Genomic DNA, 21,547 nt, shown 5'->3' with positions numbered 1-21,547 from the left:
TACCTGAAATTGTGTGGTTTTTTTGGGGTTTATAAAAGCCAGTATTGTGGGTAGAAATATTTAATCTAAAGCTTCATCTGCTTTAACCAAGAATACAATAGTGGACGCTGTCATATGAAGAACATAGCTAACTAAGTACTCAGGTATATCTCTAATTTCATTGGCTGCACCGTGGCCTGCTAATTTATTACGTGCGGTAGGCACGCCTGAGGTTAAGGTATTTTTTAGGGATTTAAAATGCTGTTGCCAAAACTCAGGAACCAATCCTGATTGCATAATTCGTCCTGTAAGCTCATCAGCAGTAGCATTAGAGCTATACTCCCAGTTGTTTTTACTTAGAATAATCTTTAAAGTACTTTCATAAGCTTTTAGACAGTCTATTAGTGCTTCACTATAACGTTCATGGCGGTAATGCTCATGCGCTTTTAAAAACTCTTCTTGTGCGCCTTTATATACAGGATTACTCAATAATTGTAAAGCAGGTTTGACAGCTTCAGTATGAATAAGCTCGCAGTCTACTCTAATAACTTGTTTATCTTCGTATTGATATCCGACACCATGTTCACGAAAACGTTGGTTCAATTCATCTATCGCTTCTTTTAAATTAAATTTTTCGGTATATTCACTATGGAACATTTCAATTACTTGCATCATCAATTCAACAACGCTCAAGGCAATATCTGTTTCTATTGAAGATAGAAAGAAATTTGCAATTTTCGTAAAGTAGTTGGAACCAAGTGCATTCTTAGGTATAGGTAGCTCAAAAACCCCTAATTCTTTGATTAGAGCTTTATGCACATATTCTAAAAGTTCACGATTATCTTTATGTATTCTATGCTCATATCTATAATAGTCAGTATCTCCTTCTATTGTTTCACCCCAAATATGCACAATTTGAACTTTCAGTTTTTCTGGTAACTCTTCGTATTGATAAACATCAGAGTACTCACCTCGAAGCTTCTTTTGTCTTTTGAAAAACAAATCACTAATAGCCATTTCTAACCCTTTATTAATACTCAGATAGTATATTTTAGATTACAACACCCCAATACCACTCAGCAATAACTGCCCGCCAGCAAATAACAACAACACCCCAAAGGCGCGTTTGAGCATTAACGCTGGCAATTTGTACGCCAGCTTTGTGCCGACTTTTGCCATGATAAAGCTAACAACCGAGATCGTTAAAAATCCAGAAATATGCACAAAGCCTATTGTGCCCTCCGGTAGATTAGCCACGTCTTGACCAAACCAGGCAAAGCCCAGCGCCCCTGCGGCTGCAATCGGCAAACCACAAGCGGCAGCCGTACCCACTGACTGCTTCATCGTTAGCCCTGCCCAGTTCAAAAATGGCACCGTCAAACTACCGCCGCCAATACCAAAAATAGACGATGCCAAACCAATACCAGTACCTGCACCAAATTGGACACCAGTGGCCGGCAAGGGCTTACCCAACTGCTCTTTATTGGAAAAGAACAGCATTTTTATGGCCACTAATAAGGCTCCGACGCCAATAATGGCTTGTAATGCCTTACCATCAATTGACTCGGCAACACCTGCCCCTATCAGACTACCGATGACCAAACCTAAGCCCATCTTGCGCCAGACATCCCAACGGACGCCGCCACGTTTATTGTGCGCCGTCATTGAGCTGATTGATGTCACAATAATGGTCGCAAGGGAAGTACCAATAGCCAAATGGGTGACCACCTCAGGAGGGAAATGATAAGCGGTGAAAATCCACACCAAAGCGGGCACGATAATCATCCCGCCGCCCACACCAAACAAGCCGGCACAAACCCCAGCAAATGCGCCTGCAATTACGAACCATACATATAACATCATCCAGTTTACCTTGTGATATGATTAATTTTTATCGTACTTAACTGTTATTAAGCTTATTTTTATATAATAATAGCTGCTGGCCTTACTGTCTAATATTTGAGGCCGACCTTCTGTTTTTTATTCTTAACAATCGCTTCAGTATATCAAAGATTACCCACGCTACATTAACCACATCGACTAAACTTATGCCGCTATCTGCCCGATTACCCCCCTCTTTATCTAGCCATTTATCCAAGCTGACGCACCGTCATGTTGTTAGCAGCGCCTCGACCAATAGCGAGCTGATTGACGCCATAAAAGATGGCTCGCTTAGTGCAGATAAGACGCATTTATTGACCGCTGAGACTCAGACTGCAGGCCGCGGGCAACGGGGCCGCTCATGGCAATCACCGACTGGTAACGTCTATCTGTCGTTATATCATCCGGTTCAAATGCCTGTTAGTGGTCTATTGTCATTAGTCATTGGTGTAGAGTTGGCTAAAATGCCTGTTATTCAAACGCTCAATGAGCAGTTGCGAGTGCAAGGACTGACGCCTATCGGAGTGAAATGGGCAAATGATTTGGGCTTTTATCAAGGACAACAGGCAAGCGCTAAACAACTGGCTGAAAACTTTAAAAAGCCTCAGAAACTTGATGAGAATATTATCTATTTTAGTAAGCTCGCCGGGATTTTAATTGAGCCAGTATGGCATTCAGGTAAATTGGTCGGAGTCGTCATGGGCGTGGGTCTGAATGTAAAGACAACGCCAACACTGACCACCCAAACCTGTGAAGGTATGAGCTACCAGGCGCTAAGCTTACAGGGTATTAATAAAATACTTGAAGAAAAAATGAATGAGGATGAGCAAGTAAGTTTGCCAAGTTTACAGCAATTGTATCAACAAATTAGCCTTGCCTTAATTAAGGCTATAAGCTGCTTTGAGCAATTGGCTAAAGAAAAATCAAGCCCGCAAACTGTAAATTCACAAACCCTAGACCCTCAAATTATAGGCTCGCAAACTAAGGCTACTGATAACTTTATGCAGCAATTTGATGCGATGGATGCGCTGAGTGGGTTACGACTACGCGTGACTCAAAATCATAATGGCGAGCCAAATATTACCACAGGTTACGCTTTCGGAATTGATACACATGGCTGTTTGCAATTGCGTCAAGATAACGGTAAGCTTGCCGCGCTTTTTACCGGTCGTATTGATGTCGTTAGTGTCGATTAAATGAACACTTATGATTAACATCAATCGCTCTTTAATACTTAAGACTGCATAGAATGGGCACTGATAGTGAGGCAAATATTAGTCTAATACCGTCGTAACAGACTGATGGTTGGCTTACTTTACATAAGGATATTTATGCTCTGGCTCGACTTAGGAAATACTCGTCTCAAATACTGGCTTACCGATGATATCGGTCAGATTATCTCGCATGATGCTACTCAGCACCTGCAAGCGCCAGCGGAACTACTCATGGGTCTGACCGATCGCTTTGGGCATTACGACCCTGATTTTATTGGTATATCCTCAGTGCTGGGCGATGAATTAAATGCCAAGGTGTCTAAAACCTTAAGTCGGTTGGATATTCCTTTTGAATTCGTTGACGTTGATGCCGCACATCCGTTAATGAGTAGCGCATATGATGCCACGCAATTAGGCTGTGACCGCTGGTTACAGATGCTGGGCGCAGTAGACAAAAAGAAACGCCAATGCGTGATTGGCTGCGGAACGGCTATAACTATTGATTTGATTGACCACGCTCAGCATTTAGGCGGCTATATTTTTCCTAATATCTATCTTCAGCGCGAGTCACTATTTTCGGGTACTAAGCAAATCACCATCTCTAATGGCACCTTCGATAGCGTCACCCAAGGCGAGACTACTCAAGATGCCGTGCATCGCGGGATTTTGTTATCTATCGTCGGCGCGGTGAATGAAATCAGTAACCGTCATCCAAACTTTGAGCTAATCATGACCGGCGGTGATGCCCATATGATCGCCCAGCACGTCAATCGTCCGGTGCGTATCCGCGATGACTTATTGTTGAATGGTTTGGCACGCTATTTTGATGAAGCCAAATCAAAAACATAGCACGCACTAATAAGTAAAAAGTAACTTGTAAAAACAGCTTGTGAGAACAGGCATTAAAAAAAGCAGTCGGTCTGAGACTTACTGCTTTTTTTATTTAACGACCGAACTTGGCCATTGCTTCACCGTGAATTATTAATGATCTCACACCTTAGACACAAGTTTATTTGGTCTCGTTAAACAGCTCACGACCAATCAACATCCGGCGTATCTCACTGGTACCCGCGCCAATTTCATATAGCTTAGCATCGCGCCATAAACGCCCGAGTGGATATTCATTGGTATAGCCGTTGCCGCCAAATATTTGAATGCCTTCACCTGACATCCATGTGGCTTTTTCCGCGCACCATAAGATGACACTGGCACAATCTTTACGAACTTGACGGCTGTGACCGGCACCGCGTTGATCCAACAAGTCGAGGTTTTTACCAACCGTATATAAAAAGCTACGACCGGCTTGTAGCACAGTATACATATCGGCGACTTTGCCTTGAATCAGCTGAAACTCACCGATGGCTTGTCCGAATTGCTTACGGTCGTGAATATAAGGCACGACGTTATCCATAACGGATTGCATAATGCCGATAGGACCGGCTGCCAATACGGCGCGCTCATAATCCAAACCACTCATCAATACTTTAACGCCGTTATTCACTCCACCTAAGATATTCTCTTTAGGGACTTCAACATTACTAAAGGTCATTTCACCAGTATGACTACCACGCATACCTAACTTATCGAGCTTCTGTGCGGTACCAAAACCTTTCATGCCTTTTTCAACGACAAATGCGGTCATACCTTTGGAACCAAGCTCAGGACTGGTCTTGGCATACACCACCATCACATCAGCATCAGGACCATTGGTAATCCACATTTTGCTACCGTTAAGCACATAATGACCGTCTTTTTCTTCAGCTTTTAGCTTCATACTGGTAACGTCTGAACCGGCACCGGTTTCGCTCATCGCTAGCGCACCGATAAATTCACCAGACAGTAGCTTGGGCAGATATTTTTGCTTCTGCGCTTCAGTACCATTACGCCTAATTTGATTGATGCATAAGTTTGAATGCGCACCGTAGCTGAGCGCAACCGATGCAGAGGCGCGACTAATCTCTTCCATGGCAACCATATGCGCCACATAGCCCATGTCCACGCCGCCGTAAGCCTCGGGAACGGTAATTCCATGCAAACCTAAATCGCCCATTTTTTCCCATAAATCCATCGGAAACTGGTCGCTAGAGTCAATCTCAGCGGCACGTGGAGCTATTTCTTTGGCAGCAAATTGTTGCACCATATCGCGCAATGCATCGATATCTTCACCAAGCTGAAAATCTAATCCGGGTAAACTCATAATCGTTCCTTATATTTAACGATAAGTGCTTTAATGTTAAATGTTTTAGGGCTAAGTGTTTTTGAGCAGTACCTTTAATAATGTTAAGTATTTTTTAAGCCCTATTTATTGACTACTCTATTTATGACCTGCTCTTTTAATCTAGGCGCTGATTAATCAACGCACGGGCAACTGATGAGCCGTTAGAACGCTCTAAATAGTTACTAATACGCTCGCCGGCGCTGACCAGTTTGTCTAAGTCAATGCCAGTAGAAATCCCCATACCGTGCAGCATATAGACCACATCTTCAGTCGCCACATTACCTGTCGCGCCTTTAGCATAAGGACAGCCGCCAAGTCCTGCTACTGAAGTATCAAACTCACGAACGCCCAATTGCAGCGCTGCTAAAGTGTTACTGAGGGCTTGACCATAAGTATCATGAAAGTGCCCCGATAGCGCGCCTACATCAATATGATGTAATGCCGCTTGAAGAGCACGTTGCACCTTAATCGGTGTACCAACACCAATGGTGTCAGCAATACCAATACATTCAGCACCAATATCGACCAAGCGCTTGGTGACATAGGCCACTTGACTAGGGTCAATCTCGCCTTCATAAGGACAGCCAACCGTACACGAAATCACCCCACGTACTTTGATGCCTTGCGCTTTTGCAGCCGCAGCAACCGGAGCAAAGCGCTCGATGCTTTCATCAATGCTGCAATTGATATTCTTTTGGCTGAAGGTTTCACTGGCTGAGCCAAATATCACGATTTCATCCGGGCGATAGGCAACCGCGTTCTCAAAACCGCGCATGTTAGGCACCAATACTGAATAGCAGACGTCCGCTTGCCGTGTGGGTGCAAGTGCCGTCAGCAGCTCGCCATTATCACCCATTTGCGGCACCCACTTGGGCGAGACAAAACTAGTGGCTTCTAGCTTTTTAATGCCTGCCGCGATTAAGTCTTCAATCAGCGCTTGCTTGACCGCTGTTGGCACCGTTTCTGACTCGTTTTGCAAGCCATCACGAGGGCTGACATCGACAATCAAAACATCATTGGGATACGATTGGCTCATAGTTGTTATCCTCTTTATTGGGCTAAAACTGACGCTGTTAACAGCATTAAATTTACTAAGTCATTTACCTAGGTTCATTTAATTAAGGTAATTAAATTAAGGTCAATTAACTGTCGGCGTCAATGTCAATGCGTAGTAACTCATCACCATCCGCAACCAAGTCTCCGGCAGAAAATAGCAGTTCAACTACCACGCCATCAGTCGGTGCGATAATAGTATGCTCAATTTTCATGGCTTCAATCACGGCTAACGGCTCACCCTGCTTGACGGTATCGCCCACGGCTACTTTAAAAGCAATGACTTGTCCGGGCATCGGTGATTTTAAGCTACCGGCAGCGGGACCATCTTCACCAATATAGGTCATGATATCAATCAACATAATACGGTCACGACCGGCATCAGTAAAGACATGCACGGTTTCGTCATGAACCCAACTTTGGGCACCGATACGTTTGCCGTCTAACCATAAAGTATGACTATGGGTATCTTCACTGCTATAGCTGACTTCACCATTATATAAAGGTTCAGATTGATTGGCAGTAGTGATATCTACTGCTTCATCAGTCTCATTATCAAGGCTAATATCACGCTCAATAATAAACTTAAAACTGCTAGGCTTATCGTCTTTTTTGCTGGTACAGCTATTCAAAACTGCGGCATTGTGCCAGTCGCTGATGCGCGCAATATAAGGCTGCTCATCATAAACCAAGCTAAATGTGCGCGTATAATCGCTGTATGCCCGAAACCCTGTTGGCTGACTGAAAGGGTCGGCATCCTGATTTGTCGCTTCGGCAGCCAATTGCTGCACAATCGCCGTGACGGCTAGAGTTGGAAAGCCGATTGGATGTTGGTCAAATAATACATCCTTTTCACGTTCAATCAATGCCGTATCTAGATTGGGCGTACTGAACGAATCGGTATTAAGAATATAGCGCAAAAATGCGACGTTAGTAGGCAATCCAACGATACGCGTTTGTGCCAGCGCGCGGTCGAGCTTAGCCAATGCTTGCTTACGAGTGGGCGCATGCACAATTAACTTGGCAATCATGGAATCATAAAATGGGCTAATCACATCGCCTTCACGCACCCCATCATCAATCCGCACTTCATCAACGTTAAAAATACTGTGTTCTGGTTTACGATAGGCAAATAAGGTTCCAGTAGCCGGTAAAAATCCATTATCAGGGTTTTCCGCACAGATACGCGCTTCGATAGCGTGACCGTTAATTACTAGCTCATCTTGAGTTTTAGGCAAAGGCAAACCGGCGGCAACTTGTAATTGCCATTCGACCAAATCTACACCGGTAATCGCTTCGGTGACCGGATGCTCAACTTGTAGGCGGGTATTCATTTCCATAAAATAAAAATTCATGGCGTCACCACGTTGTTCAACGATAAATTCTACCGTCCCTGCACCCACATAATCTACGGCACGCGCCGCTTCAATGGCAGCCGCGCCCATTTCTTCACGCATGCTGATATCAACGCCAGGGGCTGGCGCTTCTTCAAGGACTTTTTGATGGCGGCGCTGAACCGAACAATCACGCTCGAACAAATGCACGTAATTACCGTAACTGTCGCCAAATATTTGGATTTCGATATGACGTGGTTTTAGGGCATACTTTTCAATCAAAACTTGGTCATCACCAAAACTGGTAATGGCTTCACGGCGACACGATTCTAATAGGCTATCAAAGTCAGCGCTATTTTCGACCACACGCATGCCTTTACCACCACCACCCGCACTGGCTTTAATCAATAACGGATAGCCGATTTTATCGGCTTCGGCATGTAGAAAGTCAGCGTCTTGGTTGTCGCCATGATAGCCCGGAATCAGTGGCACGCTAGCGGCTTCCATCAAACGCTTAGATTCAGACTTGCCGCCCATCGCACGAATAGCGGAGGCAGAAGGACCAATAAATACGATGCCAGCATCCTGACAGGCTTGCGCAAAGTCGGCATTCTCACTTAGAAATCCATAACCCGGATGGATGGCTTGCACGCCAGTTTCTTTGGCAATCGCAATGATGGCGTCGCCTTTTAGATAGCTGTCTTTGGGGGCAGAACCGCCCAGATAGACAGCTTCATCACAGACGGACACGTGCTTAGCATGGCGGTCAGCATCAGAATAAACAGCGACAGTGCTAATGCCCATGCGCTTGGCGGTCGCTGCCACACGGCAGGCAATTTCACCACGGTTGGCGATTAAAATTTTAGAAAACATAACTATCCCTATATTTTTTATCACACTGCTTCTATTACACTGTTTTATCACGCTATCAGTGTCTTTTTTCAGTATGTATTCCGTTATGGTTAAGCGGCTAATGGCTTATATCAATGTGGCTTATATTGATGGGCTTATTGATTAGTAATTCGTGCTTAAACACTTATAAGCTGACTGCTGACGCTTTATGCTCAATTAGTCTTCTGTCAGCCATAAAGGGCGACGTTTTTGTAAAAATGCTTGAACACCGTCTTTACCTTGCTCAGAGGCGCGAATATCAGCGATACCTTTCACCGTATCTGCTATTAGTGAATCCGTCAGCGGTTGACCTGCCACGTCATGCAATAACGTTTTACAGGCTTTCATGGCGTCAGGACTGTTCTTGACCACTTTTTTACAAAAGATGGCCACTTCGTCCATCAGCGACTCTTCACTAACGCGCTCATGAATAAAGCCAAGTTGCCGTGCTCTTTTAGAATCAAAAACCTCAGCACTTAAGAAATAACGCTGCGCGGCTCTGACACCCATCGCTCTGATAACATAAGGACTGATGGTCGCAGGAACTAACCCTAAGCGCACTTCACTTAGGCAGAAATTAGCAATCTTTACGGCTATTGCCACATCACAAGCAGCGACCAAACCCATGCCACCCGCATAAACATCGCCTTGAATGGCAGCAATAGCCGGCTTTGGACATTCGTAAATGGTTTTGAGCATTTGCGCCAGTTTATCGGCATCCGCTAAGTTCTCTTCATAGCTATAATCTGCCATAGCGCGCATCCAGTTCAAATCCGCGCCGGCACAAAATGCCTTGCCGGTTGCCGCAAGGACGATAACGCGCACCTCATCATTGGCACCCAAGTCGCTAAATGCAGTGGTCAATTCCGCTATCATCTCATCATTAAAAGCATTACGCTTTTCGGGACGATTTAAGGTGACGGTAGCAACATGCTGCTCAACGCTAATCAACAAGCTTTGATAGCTTTCTATTTTTTGGGCTTCGACTTCCTTGTTCAAAGCAGCCATCTCTGAATCTTTTATTGCAATTTCTGTGCTCTTATTTGCGCTATCTTTTGCCATGAGAGTCTCTTTATAATCCATTTTTTAGCAAATTTTTTAGCTTTCCAGCATTGCTAGATGACTTTATTACGGTGCAAATGCTTTGCGATTATTAATGATTTTTAGCAATCATTAACAGTCAGCAAACACACTCTACATTCTAAACACACCGAAAGCGGTGTCTTCTATCGGGGCGTTATAAGCGGCGCTGAGTCCGAGAGCAAGTACGGTACGGGTATCGGCAGGGTCAATCACACCGTCATCCCATAAGCGCGCGGTGGCATAATACGGATGACCTTGATCTTCATACATTTCACGAATAGGCGCTTTAAATGTCTCCTCGTCTTCAGTGCTCCACGCCTCACCTTTACGGTCAAAGTTATCACGTTTCACGGTTGCCAACACTGATGCAGCTTGTTCGCCACCCATTACGGAGATGCGTGCGTTTGGCCACATCCATAAGAAGCGTGGGCTATACGCGCGACCACACATGCCGTAGTTACCGGCGCCAAATGAACCGCCGACAATGACGGTAAATTTAGGCACTTTGGCATTGGCAACAGCCATCACCATCTTCGCGCCATGACGAGCGATGCCTTCGTTTTCGTATTTACGCCCGACCATAAAGCCGGTGATATTTTGCAAAAATACCAGTGGAATTTTGCGTTTACAGCACAGCTCAATAAAGTGGGTAGCCTTTTGTGCAGACTCACTAAATAAAATACCATTGTTGGCAATAATACCGACTGGCATGCCTTCAATATGAGCAAAGCCGCAGACTAAAGTATTGCCATAGCGTGCTTTAAATTCATCAAACTCACTGTCATCGACAATACGTGCAATGATTTCTTTGATATCAAAGGGCTGGCGGGTGTCGGTTGGAATAATGCCATAAAGCTCTTTGGCGTCATAACGTGGCGGACGTGGGGTGATTTTATTGGGGACTTCTTTTTCGGGAAGATTGAGATGGCTGACAATATCACGCGCTAATGATAAGGCATGAGTATCGTTCTGCGCCAAATGGTCTACCACGCCTGATAGACGCGTATGTACATCAGCGCCACCTAAATCTTCGGCAGTGACTTCTTCGCCCGTCGCTGCTTTTACCAGTGGCGGACCACCCAAGAAGATAGTTCCTTGGTCTTTAACAATAATAGACTCATCGCTCATCGCTGGCACATAAGCACCGCCTGCCGTACAGCTGCCCATTACCACTGCAATCTGCGGAATACCGGCGGCGCTCAAGTTGGCTTGGTTGAAGAAAATACGACCAAAGTGTTCTTTATCAGGGAATACTTCATCTTGATTGGGTAAGTTCGCGCCACCTGAATCCACTAAATAGACGCAAGGTAAATGGTTTTCAGCAGCAATTTCTTGGGCGCGCAGATGCTTTTTGACCGTCATGGGATAATAAGTGCCGCCTTTTACCGTAGCATCATTACAGATAATCATGCACTCGGTACCATTAATACGACCAATACCGGCAATCACGCCCGCCGCTGGAATATCAGCGTCATACATATCGTGCGCGGCCATCGGAGCAATTTCTAAGAATGGCGTGCCGACGTCGAGCAGGCGCTCAACACGCTCACGTGGTAATAGCTTGCCACGGGCTAAATGCTTAGCACGCGAACGCTCTGGACCGCCTTGGGCAACTTTGCGCAAATGCACATATAAGTCATCAACCACCTCTTGCATAGCAGCACTGTTTTGCTGAAACTCAGCAGCATTTGGACTCAATTTACTGGTTATAATAGCGCTCATGATATCCCTTTTTTTCTATTTTATATCTGATTATGTCGGTTCGTATTAGTGAGCCAGCTACTCTAAGCCCAACTCTGCTTTCATTAGCTCAACAATTTTATATTTTTGAATTTTGCCGGTAATAGTCATAGGGTATTCAGTGACAAAGCGATAATGCGCGGGCACTTTATAATGGGCGATATGGTCGCTACAGAATTTCCGAACTTCTTGCTCAGTCAAGCTACCGGACTTCTTGGGTATAATCCAAGCCACCAGAACTTCACCATAACGTGCATCGGGAATGCCAACCACTTGTACATCGCGAATCTTAGGATGGCGGTAGAGATAGTTTTCAATTTCTACCGGGTAAATATTTTCCCCACCGCGAATCACCATATCTTTACTACGACCGACAATTTTCACGTAACCCTCTTCATCCATCGTGGCCAAGTCGCCGGTATGCATCCAGCCATCTATAATGGCCTCGCGGGTCTTAATACGACTGCCCCAATAACCTTTCATCACCGAATAACCGCGCGTTAATAACTCTCCAGTTTCCCCAATTGGCACAATATCGCCCGTTGATGGATCGATAACTTTAACCTCAAGCGCAGGCTGCACCAATCCGACCGTAGAAACTTGCTTATCCATGGGCGTGTGCTCATTGGTCTGGCAGGAAACCGGACTGGTCTCTGTCATTCCATAAGCAATGGTCACCTCACTCATGTGCATATTATCGATGACTCGGCGCATGACCTCAATGGGACAACTAGAGCCTGCCATAATACCGGTACGCAAACTGGACAAATCAAAGTTGGCAAATTCAGGGTGGTCAAGCATGGCAATAAACATCGTCGGTACGCCATGCAAAGCGGTACATTTCTCTTCTTCAACGGTTTGGAGCACCTTCAGCGCCTCAAAGCCATCATTCGGATAAATGATACAACCGCCATGAGTTAAGACCGCTAAGTTACCGAGCACCATGCCAAAGCAATGATATAGCGGCACGGGAATACACAGTCTATCTTCTTCGGTTAGGTTCATGGCCTCACCGATAAAGTAACCGTTATTTAAAATATTGCGGTGAGTTAATGTCGCGCCTTTTGGCGTACCAGTTGTGCCACTGGTGAACTGCACGTTAATAGAATCGTTATTGCTTAAGCTTGCTTGGCGCTCGGCGACACGTGGATCATTGGCATCACCTTCTTTCATCCATTCAGAGAACTTTTGCATAAAGTTAAAGTCCTCTTCACTATCAGGCTCATCAATCCAAATGATGCGCTCAATGGTGGGGATTTCAACCAAATCAAGATGTTTGTAATCTTTGTGATAAATCTCAGGACATAGCTCGCCAATTATCTGCGCGTAGTCGCTAGTTTTGAAGTGGCGCATCAATACCAATACTGAGCAGCCCAATTTATTGAGGGCATATTGCAGCTCAAAGGTGCGATATGCCGGATTAATATTGACTAAAATCACCCCAACTTTGGCGGTTGCCAACTGCAGCAATAACCATTCGGCATTATTATGTGACCAAATACCAAGGCGATCTCCAACCTCAAGCCCCATTTCAATAATGGCACTTGCCAGCTGATTGACTTGCTGTTGTAGCTCACGATAAGTCCAACGGATATTTTGATGGCGTGATACTAACGCTTCGCGCTCAGGATATTTAGCGACAATAGCATCGAAAAAGTCGCCAATAGTGGCTTCTATCAGCGGTACATCAGGACCTTTATCATAGCTTTTAGCAAGGGGCGCATTTGCAGAGTGCGCGCCCATATTAACACGGGGAGTAGCATTGATAATGCTACTGAGATGGGAGGATTGAGTCATAACGAGTCCTTTCGTATTACCTTTTATTTCGCATGCATACTACTAGCGGACCTGTACGCATGCCTATTCTTCCTTGAAATATTCTTTATATCATCCTGCCTACTATAGCGCTTCAAATGAAATGCTGTCAATATTACCAATACAATACGTATCATTTAATAAAAACTAAATAAAGATTATAGACGTCAAATAGAAGGCTTAGTTATAGTCGTCGATTAAAATATTTACAACAAAAAGCCAGCGCTGCATTTTCTTATGCAACGCTGGCTATCAATTTTATACTTACCTAAATTTGTAAGATTTACACTTTAGGCATGACTGGCGCTTTAATCGTAACAGTTGCACTAACGATATCATCATTCAGCAACTCCATAATTAGCTCATCAGCGCTGTCGGTTTTCACTTGCCAATTACCCTCAGCACGCGGTACGCCCGTTGCCATGACTGAAATGGCTTTATTCTTTAGGCGAATCATAGGCGGCTTATGGTCGTAACCAGCATGCTCAAGCCCTAAGATATCGTCAGCAATGGTCGCTGCTTGTGCCCGTAGCGGCGCGACATAACGACAGGCCACCCCATCAATGGACATACAGTCACCAATAGCATAAATGTTTGCCGCATTGGTGCGCAAGGTTGGCGCATCAACCACGATACCGGTGCGCATACTGAATTCAACGCCCGCAGCCGTCGGTAACTTATCATCAACGGTAAGTCCGGTACTGGCAATCACATGATCAACAATTAATGGCTCATGTGGTTCTTGATTATCTGAACCAGCATCTAATGGCTCATAGCTAACAAGCAGTGTACCATCGTCATTACGCGTCACACCTGACACCTGACTGCCACCTAAAAACGTAATCCCTTGCGACTCAATCGCTTTAGTAATACGTGCGGTCGCTTGCGGTGGCAGCATCTGTGAGAGTGGTGCAGTGTTCAAATCAATAAGCGTCACTTTATGACCGGCTTTTAGCAAATCTTCTGCGATTTCAGTACCGACCATGCCAGCACCAATAATAGCGACACGCTGACTGCCCATTGCCAATTGTGCTTGCAACTGGCCGAAGCGCTCAATATGGTTGACATGCCAAACCAAGTCTTGCGGTAAGCTTTTTGGAAAGATAGGATGTGCGCCCATTGCTAAGACCAGCTTGTCATAGCTGATAGTTGCGTAATTCGTGTAAACCGGATCTGACCGAAGAGCAGAGATAAGCTGTAACTGTTGAGTGGCCGCGTCAATATCGCTGACATTAGTATTCGCCAGTAGAGTTATCCCAGCTGCTGTTGCGGCATCAATTCCCGTAGCGCGTACTAAGTCTGCCGCACTTTTCTTTTGACTAATTGCCATCGTCAACATTGGCTTATGGTAACGGTCACCATTATCAGCAGTAATTAGAGTAATTGGAATGTCTTTATCTTTACTACGAATCGCATCAATGACATGCCAGCCAGCTAAACCTGCACCAATGATAACGATGCCAGACTGCGTATTAGGATTTTCTGCGCTCATAAAAGCTCCGGGATAGAGAATATATTATTCGTTATAGTTTTCAAATTTCATCAATAGGTTATTACGACTATTGTAGCAGTAAACGAGAAGCGCTAGTAGGCTAGTGCTTTAGCCTAGCAGTGCCATGCAAAATAAAAAAGCGCCCTTTTCCTTGATAAAAAATCATGAAAAAGGGCACTCGTGTACATCTATACAGTATCGTCTGTTATAAAACAATAAGTGTTATAAATTGACCAGACAGTTAGCCGGCCATAATTCCGCCGTCAACGATAAATTCTGAACCTGTTGAATAGCTTGATTTATCCGATGCTAAGAATACAACCAGGTTAGCAACTTCTTCTGGCTTACCCATGCGCTTCATCGGAATATTTTTGATATAATTTTGCACTGTATCTTTGATATCGTCTGCTTCGACACCTGGGGTCTGAATTGCGCCCGGATGGACAGAATTGACGCGAATATTAAATTCTGCATATTCTTGGGCAACTGCTTTAGTCAACCCTGTAGCAGCAAATTTTGAGGCGTTATAGATAGAGTTACCAGCTGTACCGCGCAGCCCCTCAAGAGAAGAGATATTAACGATAGATCCGCCGCCGGCTTTTTTCATAGACGGCAGTATTTTTTGCATGCCGTGAAAGTTGCCAAAGAGATTCACATCTAAAAGTTTTTGTAAATCTGCTGCTGTAAATTCTACAAATGGCTTCATGATATCGATGCCGGCATTATTGACCAAGATATCTATTGGGCCAAAAGCAGATTCAGCTTGCTTGATCGCTTCTTCCCAGGAATCGGCATTCGTCACATCAAGCTTAACAAAGATAGCGCTATCACCGAGCTCGTTTGCAAGTTTCTCGCCTTTATCGACTAAAATATCAGTGATAACAACTTTTGCACCTTCTTCAATTAGTTTACGAACATGGGCTTCACCCATTCCTTGTGCACCGCCAGTTACGATAGCCGCTTTTTTTCTAATAATTTCATAATATGTACCTTTATAATCTATAAAAATCAACTTATCATAGTATCAAAAGCAAAATGACCGCTATCTAAAAGCGATTGAAAAGTTACAAAATTTGCAGACTTGATACCTATTTTGCATTAATTTTACATCTTTAAATTTTATTTCATCCGAACAGAAAATAATTGAAATCATTACTATAAATAGTTGCAGATGGCTCGTAGGCTAGCGCTTCAGTCTAGAAAAACTATGCAAACGATAGAATTATGAACTAAAACTTCAACCTTCGAGCTATAGATTCGTTGATTTTCACTCGTAAAAAAAGCGCCCTTATTATAGGCGCTTCAAAGAATAAGAAGATATAATCAGCAAATTATTTATTAAGAATCTTCGATAAGAACTTCTGAGCACGCTCACTTTTCGCCCCTTCAAAGAACTCCTCCTTACTACAGTTTTCAACGATATGTCCTTCATCCATAAAGATGATACGATTGGCGACCTGACTGGCAAAGCCCATCTCATGGGTGACACACATCATGGTCATACCTTCGCGTGTCAGCTCCACCATTACATCGAGTACTTCTTGAATCATCTCAGGATCTAGCGATGATGTCGGCTCATCAAATAGCATCGCCACTGGATCCATCGCTAAGGCTCGCGCGATTGCTACCCGCTGCTGTTGACCACCGGATAATTCAGCCGGATATTTTGCCGCTTGTACGGTCAGTCCCACCCTATCTAAATAGGCCATCGCCTTTTTTTTGGCCTCAGATTCACTACGGCCCAATACTTTAATCTGCGCGACTGTCAAATTATCAATAATGGTTAAATGCGGGAATAATTCAAAATGCTGAAACACCATGCCGACTGTACTACGTAGCTTAGGTAGATTGGTCTTTGGCGCTCCGACGGAGATGCCATTGACCATAATCTCGCCTTTTTGAAACGGCTCTAAGCCATTAACCGTCTTAATCAAGGTTGATTTACCGCTACCCGATGGGCCACAGACCACCACTACATCACCTTTATGAACATGTGCCGTGCAGTCGGTTAATACCTGAAAGTCGCCATACCACTTACTAACAGCGTTCATCTCGACGACCATCTCGCCGCTAGCATGGCCATTATCCGAGACCAGTCCGCCAAAGTCATTTATGTACGTATCAGCATTGCTCATTACTGGCTCCTAGCCTTAGTCTTGTTGGATAGTAGTATTTTTAAATAGCTGTAATCGATCTAATTATAACGCGCAAAAAATTTTATTAACCCGATCCATCAAAAGCTGACACTAAAATTTATCATTAAAATCTTAAACGCTTTTGCACCTGCTGCACGCCGATAGACGCACTTACACTGATGATAAAATATACCGCGCCAGCACCCAAGATATAAGGCGTTAATAAACCCATCAGTTCACCTCGTACGTAGGCCGCTCGGAAAAAGTCGGTTAAACCAATCGCAAAGACTAGAGTAGTATCTTGGAATAAAATAATACATTGCTGCAAAATCAGTGGCAACATCTTACGAAAGGCTTGCGGTAAAATTATCAGCCGCATTGTCTGCCTGTAGTTCATGCCCATCGCTTTGGCGGCATTGACCTGCCCGCTACCAATAGACTGAATACCGGCGCGCACTACCTCAGAGAAGTAAGCGGCCTCAAACATCATAAAGGCGACCACACAGGAGGTAAAGGCGGTATCTAGCTGTAAATATCTGCCAGCTATCCAAAAGTAGAGCATCGGTACGGCAAAATAAAACCATAGCAATACCAATAACAAGGGTACAGAGCGAAAGTAATTAACATATAGCTTGGCAGGGATTTCTAAAAACTTGTTACCAGACAAGCGCATTAGCGCCAATACTGTCCCCAAGCCAATACCACCAATAATGGCTAAAGATAGTACCTTTAAGGTGGTCAGCATCCCTCCCATCAAGCCCGGATAGGCCGTAGTGAGTTCGGTCATCATATTCATCTCTGACCTCCTGCGATAAGCCCAGGTACGCGCAGTTTGCGCTCAATCAATCCCATAATGGCAATCAACGACAGGTTAAATACCAAGTAGATAACGGTCGCATAAGTGTAAATCTCAAGGCTATTTTGGGTATATTCACTGATGGTTTTGGTTTGGCTAATCAACTCCATTACCCCCACTAACGAGGCGACCGACGCATTTTTAAAGCAGTTGGTCAGCTCAGAGCTTAGCGGTGGCAATATCACACGGAAGGCTTGCGGCAGCAGCACTTCTTTATAGGCTTGCGGGATACTGAACCCTAATGCGTAAGCGGCATTGATTTGTCCTTTAGGTAGCGAATCAATACCAGTCCGCACCTGCTCGACGATACGCGCAGCCGTAAATAGCCCCAGTCCTATACTCGCTGAGAGCATGGCTGAAGTATTGGGAGATAAGTCTTTATACCACCATTCCTGTAAGGCCGGTGTCAACCAACCAGGGGCGATATAAAACCAAAAAAACAGCTGAACGAGCAAAGGAATATTACGGAAGAATGTCACATATGCAGTGCCGATACTACGAGCAGTTTTATTCGGTAAGGTACGCATGATACCGAAGACGGTACCGATGACCATAGCGATGGCCCAAGCAATACTGCCAATCAATAATAACCAGCCAAGGCCGGTAATCATCCAGTGGATATATAGCTCATTGCCAATGCCAGTATGCTCAAAGAGCACACCCCAGTTCCAGCTATAGTTCATATTTGTCTCTCCGAGTAGCGATTAATAGGCTCATACGTCAAGTTAATGTTAGACACTTTCCTAGACGGATGAGCGAACTATATTCAGGGACAAAAAACCGCTACTGGGCAGCAGCCACTTTAGGCTGGGTGCCATCATGGGGATTGGCAATAAGAGCTTTTAAGTTGTCTGACATCTCAAAGTTGAGATTAACGTTCTTTGGTGGAATTGGACTTAAGAACCACTTGTCATAAATGCTGTTAATCTCGCCTGAGCTAAAGACATTGGCTAGCGCTTCATCAACAACAGCCTTAAATTCAGGATCATCTTTACGCATCATACAGCCATAGATTTCAAACGATTGTGGCTCACCAACGATGACCCATTCATCAGGGTTTTTCGCTTTGGCTTTTTCGCCTGCAAGCAACACGTCATCCATCATAAAGGCATCAGCGCGACCACTCTCTAACATCAAGAAGCCTTCGCCATGATCTTTGGCTGAGATGATACTGGTACCCATCTGTTTCTCATCATTGTATTGACGAATATAACGCTCTGAGGTCGTGCCAGCAGTGGTGACTAAAGCTTTACCTTTTAGGTCTGCAAAATCTTTGATACCAGAATCTGTCTTGGTCAATAGACGCGTGCCAATCTCGAAGAAACCATTGGAGAAGTCGACTTGTTTTTGGCGCTCTTCGTTATTAGTGGTTGAGCCACACTCAAAATCTACGGTGCCATTTTGTACCAATGGAATACGCGTTTGTGAGGTAATCAGGTTATAACGGACATCCAAATCAGGCATATTGAGCTTGTCTTTAACGGCCTCGACCACTTTCATCTCTAAATCATGAGCATAACCCATCGGCTGATTGGGGTCAGCGGCGACATAGGAAAACGGAATAGAGGAGTCACGATAACCGACCACAATAGTGCCTGAGTCTTTTATTTTTTGAAGGGTGCCGTTAGTATTGGCTGCGGCATCGGTGGTGGCGGCATCGTCAGTAGCCGTTTGGCTGCTATTATTACAACCGGCTAAGCCTAACGCTATAAATACGGCTAATGTTACTGGTTTGGTGATAGCGTAAGTCATGAGATATATCCTTTTATCACATCATTACAAAATTGAGAGGGAGCGTAGGTGCGCTAATTTCATGGGACGGTTAATGTCATTTAATGATTAACGCCATTGAATTAACATCACCGCCATGCATCCATGCTGTTACTATGAGTTATTATCATGCAACTTAATGTTACTGTACAACAATTTTGTCGACAGTAGTAATTTTTTTAGCGTTTATTCCAATTAGATAAACCTATCAGCGGCTAAACCACATCATTCATCAAAAATTACCGACCTTACTATTATTGATAAATCATGAATAATCCCCATAAAGTTAACAACTTCTTAAACATATAAATGACTTATGACTCAAGCTAATGTAGAAAACCAAACAGTGAACACTATTAACAATGATGTGCGTCAACGCTTTTTTATTCAAGACTCGCCGGTACGTGGTGATGTGGTACGCCTGTCACGCAGTTACGCCAATACTATTGCTCAAAAACCTTATCCAGAAGCCATTAAACGTCTGCTGGGTGAAATGTTAACCGCTGCAAGCTTGTTGATTGGTACAGTCAAAATTGAAGGTCGCCTGTCTCTGCAATTGCAGTCATCAGATAGCGAAAGCCTGCTCAATTGGGCAATGGCCGAATGTGACCAATCTGGTATTATCCGTGCGCTTGCGAGCTGGAAAGCGGATACTGATGAGCAAGTACAAGCATGGGAAAATATGACCAGCGCTAATGAGGCGTTTGCTGAACTCGGCACGGCGAATCAAGGCGTGTTGTTCATTAATATCCAACCAAAAAATGGCGAATCTTATCAAAGTATCGTTGAACGTAGCCATGATAATTTAGCGGACTGTTTGGCACATTATCAGAAGCAATCGGCACAGATTCCAACATTGATTAACTTGGCTTCAGATGGCTTGCAAGCGGGCGGTATATTGGTGCAATTATTACCGCGCCGTGATGAAGAAGAGCAAGAGCATGTTGATAATGATTTATGGCCTCGCCTGTCGGTATTAACGCGGACGCTCAAGTCTAAAGAGCTAACGTCACTGCCCGCTAACGAGCTTTTATATCGGTTATACAATGAGGAAGACGTGGTATTGCCTGAACCTGTGGCGCTGGAGTTTGGCTGTACTTGTTCAAAAGAGAAGTGCGAGCAGGCGATTGAACAAATTGGTGAAACCGAAGCATTAGAGATTTGCGAAGAGCAAGGCGGTAAATTTGAGATGGACTGCGGCTTTTGCGGTGAGATTTATCGTTTTGACAAAGATGATGTTGCTGAGATATTTGCTTAATTAATCAATGAAATCTGAATGATTATTGAAAACCCTTAAGTGTGATGCTTAAGGGTTTTTTATTTTATACTTAGCTTTTAAGGAATTGGTACGAATTATGAGTGAATTTTGGCAAGAGTTAATTATTAGTTGGGGTGGCAACGCTATTTTAGGCGGACTCATTATTTATCTTGGTATGATTTACCTTGAAAGAATTGGACGCAATGAACAGGCAGCTATTGATGAGCGTTTAAAAAGTCTTGAACAAAATCATGAAAAACTATTAACCAAGGATGAGCATTTCCACCAAATCTCTCAGGAAGCATATACAAACTTTTTTACTGCTAAAATGGGTGCGCATATTGAGTTAGCAAATCTAAAGTACGATTATATTCTGGCTATTGATGAGTTTCTTCCTGATCCTCTTAATGAAAGTGAAAATATAAACGTCACTCAAGTTAAGTTAATTTTAGAAATTCGTGATCATATTCGAAGAAATCGTATCTACTGGTCTGATGGTTTTTTAACTGCGTTTGACGAATGGAATGATACATTTACTTCAGAAAAAAGTAAGATTGAGTATGATATAAGAGAAAGATGGAGTCACTTTACCTCGATGGAAGATGCGACTGGAGAACCAGCAGGTTTATTAGCAGATATTGAGAAACACCAATGTATACTGGAATTTCTCGACGACAGCTCTGAATACCTAAATACTCTTTTTATAAAAATAGATAGTGATATTAATCTATTACGCAAAAAATATAATCTTTAGGGTCTGTATAGAATTAGGGAATAGTTGAAAAAAATAAGCAACGCCTTAAACTCTTGTTTACCACAACAAAGAGA

At 43.9% G+C, this 21,547-nt stretch carries 18 protein-coding genes; 4 read left to right on the top strand and 14 right to left on the bottom strand.

All coding sequences use genetic code 11. The features are described from left to right. Positions 1–60: 60 nt before the first annotated feature. Both JMY06_RS04555 and JMY06_RS04550 read right to left on the bottom strand, forming a co-directional pair. Positions 61–996 (bottom strand): STM4504/CBY_0614 family protein, encoded by a 936-nt coding sequence (locus tag JMY06_RS04555; protein ID WP_201616568.1) that lies wholly within the window; start codon positions 994–996, stop codon positions 61–63. Positions 997–1,035: 39 nt separating this feature from the next. Next, positions 1,036–1,839 carry a sulfite exporter TauE/SafE family protein gene (locus JMY06_RS04550; protein ID WP_201616747.1) on the bottom strand — a complete coding sequence of 268 codons (804 nt, stop codon included), beginning with the start codon at positions 1,837–1,839 and terminating at the stop codon, positions 1,036–1,038. Between the two features lie 188 nt (positions 1,840–2,027). Here JMY06_RS04550 and JMY06_RS04545 point away from each other — a divergent pair, with 188 nt between their 5' ends. Both JMY06_RS04545 and JMY06_RS04540 read left to right on the top strand, forming a co-directional pair. Next, positions 2,028–3,056, top strand: coding sequence for a biotin--[acetyl-CoA-carboxylase] ligase (locus tag JMY06_RS04545; protein ID WP_201616566.1), 1,029 nt, complete (start codon positions 2,028–2,030; stop codon positions 3,054–3,056). A gap of 135 nt (positions 3,057–3,191) precedes the next feature. Continuing rightward, positions 3,192–3,923 (top strand): pantothenate kinase, encoded by a 732-nt coding sequence (locus JMY06_RS04540; RefSeq protein ID WP_201526431.1) that lies wholly within the window; start codon positions 3,192–3,194, stop codon positions 3,921–3,923. A 160-nt stretch (positions 3,924–4,083) separates the two neighbouring features. Here JMY06_RS04540 and JMY06_RS04535 read toward each other — a convergent pair whose 3' ends face one another. From JMY06_RS04535 to JMY06_RS04480, 12 genes are all read right to left on the bottom strand, one after another. Beyond that, positions 4,084–5,271, bottom strand: a complete 1,188-nt coding sequence (locus tag JMY06_RS04535; RefSeq protein WP_201616564.1) for an isovaleryl-CoA dehydrogenase — start codon at positions 5,269–5,271, stop codon at positions 4,084–4,086. Between the two features lie 136 nt (positions 5,272–5,407). Then, positions 5,408–6,328, bottom strand: a complete 921-nt coding sequence (locus tag JMY06_RS04530; protein ID WP_201616562.1) for a hydroxymethylglutaryl-CoA lyase — start codon at positions 6,326–6,328, stop codon at positions 5,408–5,410. Between the two features lie 106 nt (positions 6,329–6,434). Beyond that, the gene (locus JMY06_RS04525) at positions 6,435–8,552 is read right to left on the bottom strand and encodes an acetyl/propionyl/methylcrotonyl-CoA carboxylase subunit alpha (protein WP_201616560.1); all 2,118 of its coding nucleotides are present in this window, start codon (positions 8,550–8,552) and stop codon (positions 6,435–6,437) included. Positions 8,553–8,747: 195 nt separating this feature from the next. Further along, positions 8,748–9,578 carry an enoyl-CoA hydratase/isomerase family protein gene (locus JMY06_RS04520; protein ID WP_201616745.1) on the bottom strand — a complete coding sequence of 277 codons (831 nt, stop codon included), beginning with the start codon at positions 9,576–9,578 and terminating at the stop codon, positions 8,748–8,750. 186 nt (positions 9,579–9,764) lie between these two features. Next, entirely contained in the window at positions 9,765–11,375 is a 1,611-nt protein-coding gene (locus JMY06_RS04515; RefSeq protein ID WP_201616558.1) for a carboxyl transferase domain-containing protein, read from the bottom strand. Positions 11,376–11,432: 57 nt separating this feature from the next. Then, entirely contained in the window at positions 11,433–13,190 is a 1,758-nt protein-coding gene (locus JMY06_RS04510; RefSeq protein ID WP_201616556.1) for an AMP-binding protein, read from the bottom strand. 301 nt (positions 13,191–13,491) lie between these two features. Next, the gene (locus JMY06_RS04505; protein WP_201616554.1) at positions 13,492–14,700 is read right to left on the bottom strand and encodes an FAD-dependent oxidoreductase; all 1,209 of its coding nucleotides are present in this window, start codon (positions 14,698–14,700) and stop codon (positions 13,492–13,494) included. Between the two features lie 241 nt (positions 14,701–14,941). Next, positions 14,942–15,712, bottom strand: coding sequence for an SDR family NAD(P)-dependent oxidoreductase (locus JMY06_RS04500; protein ID WP_227672165.1), 771 nt, complete (start codon positions 15,710–15,712; stop codon positions 14,942–14,944). 319 nt (positions 15,713–16,031) lie between these two features. Continuing rightward, entirely contained in the window at positions 16,032–16,763 is a 732-nt protein-coding gene (locus JMY06_RS04495) for an amino acid ABC transporter ATP-binding protein (protein WP_201526571.1), read from the bottom strand. 196 nt (positions 16,764–16,959) lie between these two features. Then, complete coding sequence (locus JMY06_RS04490) at positions 16,960–17,631, bottom strand: ABC transporter permease subunit (RefSeq protein ID WP_201526442.1); 672 nt, start codon at positions 17,629–17,631, stop codon at positions 16,960–16,962. Continuing rightward, on the bottom strand, positions 17,628–18,374 hold the full coding sequence (locus JMY06_RS04485) for an amino acid ABC transporter permease (protein WP_201616550.1): 747 nt from the start codon (positions 18,372–18,374) through the stop codon (positions 17,628–17,630). Before JMY06_RS04485 ends, JMY06_RS04490 begins: the two co-directional genes overlap by 4 nt. 100 nt (positions 18,375–18,474) lie before the next feature. Then, on the bottom strand, positions 18,475–19,443 hold the full coding sequence (locus JMY06_RS04480; protein ID WP_201616548.1) for a glutamate/aspartate ABC transporter substrate-binding protein: 969 nt from the start codon (positions 19,441–19,443) through the stop codon (positions 18,475–18,477). A 334-nt stretch (positions 19,444–19,777) separates the two neighbouring features. Here JMY06_RS04480 and JMY06_RS04475 point away from each other — a divergent pair, with 334 nt between their 5' ends. Both JMY06_RS04475 and JMY06_RS04470 read left to right on the top strand, forming a co-directional pair. Further along, complete coding sequence (locus JMY06_RS04475; RefSeq protein ID WP_201616546.1) at positions 19,778–20,719, top strand: Hsp33 family molecular chaperone HslO; 942 nt, start codon at positions 19,778–19,780, stop codon at positions 20,717–20,719. A gap of 97 nt (positions 20,720–20,816) precedes the next feature. Next, a complete protein-coding gene (locus tag JMY06_RS04470) occupies positions 20,817–21,473 on the top strand; it encodes a hypothetical protein (RefSeq protein WP_201616544.1) in 657 nt (218 codons plus the stop codon). The last annotated feature ends 74 nt before the right edge of the window (positions 21,474–21,547 follow it).

This window comes from Psychrobacter urativorans (genome assembly GCF_904846675.1).
Taxonomy (GTDB): domain Bacteria; phylum Pseudomonadota; class Gammaproteobacteria; order Pseudomonadales; family Moraxellaceae; genus Psychrobacter; species Psychrobacter urativorans_B.
The sequence above is the reverse complement of the archived record's forward strand: the minus strand, read 5'-3'. Positions and strand labels throughout refer to the sequence as shown.

Coding starts and splice junctions, on each gene's coding strand:
- JMY06_RS04555 (WP_201616568.1), bottom strand. CDS start 996: ATGGCTATTAGTGATTTGTTTTTCAAAAGACAAAAGAAGCTTCGAGGT.
- JMY06_RS04550 (WP_201616747.1), bottom strand. CDS start 1,839: ATGTTATATGTATGGTTCGTAATTGCAGGCGCATTTGCTGGGGTTTGT.
- JMY06_RS04545 (WP_201616566.1), top strand. CDS start 2,028: ATGCCGCTATCTGCCCGATTACCCCCCTCTTTATCTAGCCATTTATCC.
- JMY06_RS04540 (WP_201526431.1), top strand. CDS start 3,192: ATGCTCTGGCTCGACTTAGGAAATACTCGTCTCAAATACTGGCTTACC.
- JMY06_RS04535 (WP_201616564.1), bottom strand. CDS start 5,271: ATGAGTTTACCCGGATTAGATTTTCAGCTTGGTGAAGATATCGATGCA.
- JMY06_RS04530 (WP_201616562.1), bottom strand. CDS start 6,328: ATGAGCCAATCGTATCCCAATGATGTTTTGATTGTCGATGTCAGCCCT.
- JMY06_RS04525 (WP_201616560.1), bottom strand. CDS start 8,552: ATGTTTTCTAAAATTTTAATCGCCAACCGTGGTGAAATTGCCTGCCGT.
- JMY06_RS04520 (WP_201616745.1), bottom strand. CDS start 9,578: ATGGCTGCTTTGAACAAGGAAGTCGAAGCCCAAAAAATAGAAAGCTAT.
- JMY06_RS04515 (WP_201616558.1), bottom strand. CDS start 11,375: ATGAGCGCTATTATAACCAGTAAATTGAGTCCAAATGCTGCTGAGTTT.
- JMY06_RS04510 (WP_201616556.1), bottom strand. CDS start 13,190: ATGACTCAATCCTCCCATCTCAGTAGCATTATCAATGCTACTCCCCGT.
- JMY06_RS04505 (WP_201616554.1), bottom strand. CDS start 14,700: ATGAGCGCAGAAAATCCTAATACGCAGTCTGGCATCGTTATCATTGGT.
- JMY06_RS04495 (WP_201526571.1), bottom strand. CDS start 16,763: ATGGTCGTCGAGATGAACGCTGTTAGTAAGTGGTATGGCGACTTTCAG.
- JMY06_RS04490 (WP_201526442.1), bottom strand. CDS start 17,631: ATGAATATGATGACCGAACTCACTACGGCCTATCCGGGCTTGATGGGA.
- JMY06_RS04485 (WP_201616550.1), bottom strand. CDS start 18,374: ATGAACTATAGCTGGAACTGGGGTGTGCTCTTTGAGCATACTGGCATT.
- JMY06_RS04480 (WP_201616548.1), bottom strand. CDS start 19,443: ATGACTTACGCTATCACCAAACCAGTAACATTAGCCGTATTTATAGCG.
- JMY06_RS04475 (WP_201616546.1), top strand. CDS start 19,778: ATGACTCAAGCTAATGTAGAAAACCAAACAGTGAACACTATTAACAAT.
- JMY06_RS04470 (WP_201616544.1), top strand. CDS start 20,817: ATGAGTGAATTTTGGCAAGAGTTAATTATTAGTTGGGGTGGCAACGCT.